Annotated in this window: 6 protein-coding genes; all 6 read left to right on the forward strand. The window is 69.9% G+C overall.

What is annotated here, in order from left to right:
* Nucleotides 1-93: 93 nt before the first annotated feature.
* The 6 genes from atpE to atpD all read left to right on the forward strand — a co-directional run bounded on the left by atpE (nt 94) and on the right by atpD (nt 5821).
* The gene (gene atpE, locus FOE67_RS14195; RefSeq protein ID WP_143620415.1) at nt 94-327 is read left to right on the forward strand and encodes an ATP synthase F0 subunit C; all 234 of its coding nucleotides are present in this window, start codon (nt 94-96) and stop codon (nt 325-327) included.
* Nucleotides 328-368: 41 nt separating this feature from the next.
* Nucleotides 369-914: a F0F1 ATP synthase subunit B gene (locus tag FOE67_RS14200; protein WP_182664227.1), complete on the forward strand. Its 546-nt coding sequence runs from the start codon at nt 369-371 to the stop codon at nt 912-914.
* A complete protein-coding gene (locus tag FOE67_RS14205) occupies nt 911-1744 on the forward strand; it encodes a F0F1 ATP synthase subunit delta (RefSeq protein ID WP_182664219.1) in 834 nt (277 codons plus the stop codon). Before FOE67_RS14200 ends, FOE67_RS14205 begins: the two co-directional genes overlap by 4 nt.
* Nucleotides 1745-1875: 131 nt before the next feature.
* Nucleotides 1876-3447, forward strand: coding sequence for a F0F1 ATP synthase subunit alpha (gene atpA, locus FOE67_RS14210; RefSeq protein WP_182664221.1), 1572 nt, complete (start codon nt 1876-1878; stop codon nt 3445-3447).
* A gap of 2 nt (nt 3448-3449) precedes the next feature.
* Nucleotides 3450-4379 carry a F0F1 ATP synthase subunit gamma gene (locus FOE67_RS14215; protein ID WP_182664223.1) on the forward strand — a complete coding sequence of 310 codons (930 nt, stop codon included), beginning with the start codon at nt 3450-3452 and terminating at the stop codon, nt 4377-4379.
* A gap of 2 nt (nt 4380-4381) precedes the next feature.
* A complete protein-coding gene (gene atpD, locus FOE67_RS14220; protein WP_182664225.1) occupies nt 4382-5821 on the forward strand; it encodes a F0F1 ATP synthase subunit beta in 1440 nt (479 codons plus the stop codon).
* The last annotated feature ends 48 nt before the right edge of the window (nt 5822-5869 follow it).

Raw genomic sequence — 5869 nt, forward strand, 5'->3', positions numbered from 1 at the left:
AACCACCCCCCTCGGGGGCCCGGCCCGGGCCCCGCACCGCAGACGTCCGGTGGACACACCCCCACCGGCCCACCAAGAGAAGGAACCACGGACATGTCCGCTGCTTTCGAGACCCTTGCCGCCATTGAGGGCAACATCGGCACCGTCGGCTACGGCCTCGGCGTGATCGGCGCCGGTATCGGCATCGGCTACATCTTCGGTAACGGTGTCCAGGCCATCGCCCGCCAGCCCGAGGCGGCCGGCCTCATCCGTCAGAACATGCTGCTCGGCTTCGCGCTCGTCGAGGCCCTGGCCCTGATCGGCTTCGTCGTTCCGTTCATCTACTGACGGACTTTTCCGAAGCCGACATCGACGAAAGGTCCACCATGCTGATTCAGCTGGCCGCCGACGAGCCGCAGAGCCCTCTGCTGCCCGTCTGGCCCGAGATCTTCATCGGTCTGTTCGCGATCGGCGTCGTCTACTCCGCCTTCCACTTCAAGCTGCTCCCCATCATCAACCGCGCGCTGGAAGAGCGGCGGGAGGCGATCGAGGGTGGGATCGAGAAGGCGGAGGCCACGCAGGCCGAGGCCCGACAGACCCTCGAGGAGTACCGCACCCAGCTGGCGGAGGCCCGTCACGAGGCCGCCCGTCTGCGCCAGGAGGCGCAGGAGCAGGGTGCCGCGCTCATCGCCGAGATGCGCGAGGAGGGTCAGCGGCAGCGCGAGGAGATCATCGCCGCCGGGCACGCCCAGATCGAGGCCGACCGCCGGCAGGCCACCGAGACCCTGCGCCAGGACATCGGTCGGCTCGCCACCGACCTGGCCGGGCGTCTGGTCGGCGAGTCCCTCGAGGACCACGCCCGCCAGAGCCGTGTCATCGACCGCTTCCTCGACGAGCTCGAGGGGCGCGCCGACACCGCCGAGGCGGCCCGATGAGGGCGGTCGGATCGGCCAGCCGCGAGGCGCTGGCGTCGGCCCGGGAGCGACTGAGCGTGCTGGCCGGCAGCACGTCGGTGGACACCACGGTGCTCTCCGACGAGCTGGCCTCGGTCACGGCGCTGCTGGACCGCGAGGTCGGGCTGCGCCGCGCGCTCACCGACCCGTCCCAGCCCGGTGAGGCCAAGGCCGGTCTGGTCGGCCGGCTCCTCACCGGGCAGGTCGGCGGGGAGACCGTCGACCTGGTCTCCGGGATGGTCCGCTCCCGCTGGTCCGCCCCCCGTGACCTGGTCGACGCGCTGGAGGAGCTCGCGGACAACGCCGAGCTGATCTCCGCCGAGCGCGACGGCACCCTGGACGCGGTGGAGGACGAGCTGTTCCGGTTCTCCCGGATCGTCGCCTCCTCCCCGGAGCTGCGCGCGGCCCTCGCCGGCGGCGAGGGCTCGGAGGACCGCCGCGAGGCGCGGGCGCTGCTCATCCGCCGCCTGCTGGGCGGCCGGACCCGTCCGGTGACCGAGCGCCTGGTGCTGCGCCTGGTGCAGCACCCGCGGGGCCGTAGCCTGGAGGGGGGCCTGGAGTCCCTGTCCCGGATCGCGGCCGAGCGGCGCAACCGGTCGGTGGCGGTCGTCACCAGCGCGGTGCCCCTCACCGACACCCAGCGGCGACGCCTGGGCGAGGCACTGGGCAGGCTCTACGGCCGCGCGATCCAGCTGAACCTCGACGTGGACCCCCGGGTCCTCGGCGGGATCTCGGTGCGGATCGGCGACGAGGTCATCCAGGGCACCATCGCCCAGCGACTGGACGAGGTCTCCCGGCGCATGGGCGACTGAGTCGCCGAGACCCCGACCCCGTCCCGTCCCGCCCCGGCGGCGACGCACACCAACTCAAGAAGCATATTCAGCGGCCCGAGTTGGGCCGTACGAAGAACTTACGGTCCCAACAAGGAGAGCAGGGAACCCAGATGGCGGAGCTCACGATCCGGCCGGATGAGATCCGGGACGCACTGGAGTCGTTCGTCCAGTCGTACACGCCGGACGCGGCCTCGCGGGAAGAGGTCGGGACGGTCAGCGTTGCCGGCGACGGCATCGCGAAGGTCGAGGGGCTGCCCTCGGCGATGGCGAACGAGCTGCTGACCTTCCAGGACGGCACGCTCGGCCTCGCCCTCAACCTCGAGGAGCGCGAGATCGGCGCGATCGTCCTCGGCGAGTTCAACGGCATCGAGGAGGGTCAGCCGGTGCGCCGCACCGGCGAGGTCCTCTCGGTGGCGGTCGGCGACGGCTACCTCGGCCGCGTCGTGGACCCGCTGGGCAACCCGGTCGACGGCCTCGGCGAGATCGAGACCGAGGGCCGCCGCGCCCTCGAACTGCAGGCCCCCGGCGTCATGGCCCGCAAGTCGGTCCACGAGCCCATGGAGACCGGCTACAAGGCCGTCGACACCATGACCCCGATCGGCCGCGGTCAGCGCCAGCTGATCATCGGCGACCGGCAGACCGGCAAGACCGCCCTCGCGGTCGACACGATCATCAACCAGCGGGACAACTGGCGCTCCGGCGACCCGTCCAAGCAGGTCCGCTGCATCTACGTCGCCATCGGCCAGAAGGGCTCCACCATCGCCTCGGTGCGGGCCGCCCTGGAGGAGAACGGCGCGCTGGAGTACACGACGATCGTCGCCGCTCCCGCCTCCGACCCGGCCGGCTTCAAGTACCTGGCCCCCTACACCGGCTCGGCCATCGGCCAGCACTGGATGTACCAGGGCAAGCACGTCCTGATCATCTTCGACGACCTGTCCAAGCAGGCCGACGCCTACCGCGCCGTGTCCCTGCTGCTGCGCCGTCCGCCGGGCCGCGAGGCCTACCCGGGCGACGTCTTCTACCTGCACTCCCGGCTGCTGGAGCGCTGCGCCAAGCTCTCCGACGAGATGGGCTCCGGTTCCATGACCGGCCTGCCGATCGTCGAGACCAAGGCCAACGACGTCTCCGCGTTCATCCCGACCAACGTGATCTCCATCACCGACGGTCAGTGCTTCCTGGAGTCGGACCTGTTCAACTCGGGCGTCCGCCCGGCGCTGAACGTCGGTATCTCCGTCTCCCGTGTGGGTGGCTCCGCCCAGCACCCGGCGATGAAGCAGATCACCGGTTCGCTGCGGGTGGACCTCGCCCAGTACCGCGAGCTGGAGGCGTTCGCCGCCTTCGGTTCCGACCTGGACGCGGCCTCCAAGGCGGCGCTGGAGCGCGGCAAGCGGATGGTGGAGCTGCTCAAGCAGGAGCAGTACAACCCCTTCCCCACCGAGAACCAGGTGGTCTCCGTCTGGGCCGGCACCAACGGCCTGATGGACGACATCCCGGTCACCGAGATCCGCCGCTTCGAGCGCGAGCTGCTGGACTGGCTCGGCCGCGAGAAGAAGGACCTGATGACCTCCATCCGTGAGGGCGGGAAGATGTCCAAGGACACCGTCTCCGCCATCGGTGTCGCGGTGAACGAGTTCAAGCAGCAGTTCGAGACCGCGGACGGCAAGCTCCTGGGCGAGGGCTGAGCATGGGAGCCCAGCTCAGGGTCTACAAGCGACGGATCAAGTCCGTCACGGCGACCAAGAAGATCACCAAGGCGATGGAGATGATCGCCGCCTCGCGCATCGTCAAGGCGCAGCGCAAGGTGGCGGCCTCCACTCCGTACGCCGACGAGCTGACCGCCGCCGTCACGGCGGTCGCGCACACCTCCGAGGTGAAGCACCCGCTCACCACCGAGGTCGAGCGTCCGGTGCGTGCCGCGGTCCTGCTGATCACCAGCGACCGCGGCCTGGCCGGCGGCTACTCCAGCAACGCCATCAAGGCCGCCGAGAGCCTCACCGCCCGGCTGGTCTCCGAGGGCAAGCAGGTCGACAGCTACGTCGTCGGTCGCAAGGGCGTGTCCTACTACGCCTTCCGCGAGCGTCCGGTGCGGCAGTCGTGGACGGGCTTCACCGACAGCCCGACCTACGCCGACGCCAAGGCCGTGGCCGAGCCGCTGATCGCCTCCATCGAGAAGGCGACGGCGGACGGCGGGGTGGACGAACTGCACATCGTCTTCACCGAGTTCGTCTCGATGATGACGCAGACCCCGGTGGACCGGCGGATGCTGCCGCTGGCCTTCGAGCACACCGCGGAAGCCTCCGCGGCGGTGTTCGTCAAGGGCAAGGAGGCACGCCCGCTGTACGACTTCGAGCCGAGCCCCGAACGGGTGCTGGACGCGCTCCTGCCGCGCTACGTGGAGAGCCGCGTCTACAACGCGCTGCTCCAGGCGGCGGCCTCCGAGCACGCCGCCCGCCGGCGGGCCATGAAGTCGGCCACCGACAACGCGGAAGACCTCATCAAGTCGCTCACGCGGCTTGCCAACGCGGCCCGCCAGGCCGACATCACCCAGGAAATCAGCGAGATCGTCGGCGGTGCCAGCGCCCTGGCCGACGCGACCGCGGGGAGTGACAGGTAACCATGACTACTGCTGCTGAGACGACGGCGACGGGCCGCGTCGCGCGGGTCATCGGCCCGGTCGTCGACGTGGAGTTCCCCGTCGACGCGATGCCCGACATCTACAACGCCCTCAACGTCGAGGTGATGGACCCGGCCAAGCCGGGCGCCACCAAGACGCTGACCCTCGAGGTCGCCCAGCACCTCGGTGAGGGCCTGGTCCGCTCCATCGCCATGGAGCCCACCGACGGCCTGGTCCGCCAGGCCCCGGTGACCGACACCGGCGCCGGCATCACCGTGCCGGTCGGCGACGTCACCAAGGGCCGGGTGTTCAACACCCTGGGGCACATCCTCAACGAGCCCGAGGCCGAGTCGGAGATCACCGAGCGCTGGCCGATCCACCGCAAGGCCCCCGACTTCGACCAGCTCGAGTCCAAGACCGAGATGTTCGAGACCGGCCTGAAGGTCGTCGACCTGCTGACCCCCTACGTCAAGGGCGGCAAGATCGGCCTCTTCGGCGGCGCGGGTGTGGGCAAGACCGTCCTCATCCAGGAAATGATCATGCGTGTGGCGAAGCTGCACGAGGGTGTGTCGGTCTTCGCGGGCGTGGGCGAGCGCACCCGTGAGGGCAACGACCTGATCGAGGAGATGGCGGACTCGGGCGTGCTCCCGCAGACCGCCCTCGTCTTCGGCCAGATGGACGAGCCGCCGGGGACCCGGCTGCGCGTCGCCCTGGCCGGTCTGACCATGGCGGAGTACTTCCGCGATGTGCAGAAGCAGGACGTGCTGTTCTTCATCGACAACATCTTCCGCTTCACCCAGGCCGGTTCCGAGGTCTCCACCCTGCTGGGCCGCATGCCCTCCGCGGTGGGTTACCAGCCGAACCTGGCGGACGAGATGGGTCAGCTCCAGGAGCGGATCACCTCGACCCGCGGTCACTCGATCACCTCCATGCAGGCGATCTACGTCCCCGCGGACGACCTGACCGACCCGGCGCCGGCGACCACCTTCGCCCACCTGGACGCCACCACGGTGCTCTCGCGTCCGATCTCGGAGAAGGGCATCTACCCGGCGGTGGACCCGCTGGACTCCACCTCCCGGATCCTGGACCCGCGCTTCATCAGCCAGGAGCACTACGACTGCGCGACCCGGGTCAAGGGGATCCTGCAGAAGTACAAGGACCTCCAGGACATCATCGCCATCCTCGGTATCGACGAGCTGGGCGAGGAGGACAAGCTCACCGTCCACCGCGCCCGTCGGATCGAGCGCTTCCTGTCGCAGAACACCCACGCGGCGAAGCAGTTCACCGGCATGGACGGCTCGGACGTCTCGCTCGACGAGTCGATCACCGCGTTCAACGCGATCGCCGACGGCGAGTACGACCACTTCCCCGAGCAGGCGTTCTTCATGTGCGGTGGCCTGGACGACCTCAAGGCCAAGGCCAAGGAGCTCGGCGTCTCCTGACGCCGGCCCCCGGGCGAGCGGGCGGGGGCGGACCGGACGGTCCGCCCC

It is taken from the genome of Streptomyces calidiresistens (genome assembly GCF_014141525.1).
Classification (GTDB): Bacteria; Actinomycetota; Actinomycetes; order Streptomycetales; family Streptomycetaceae; genus Streptomyces; species Streptomyces calidiresistens.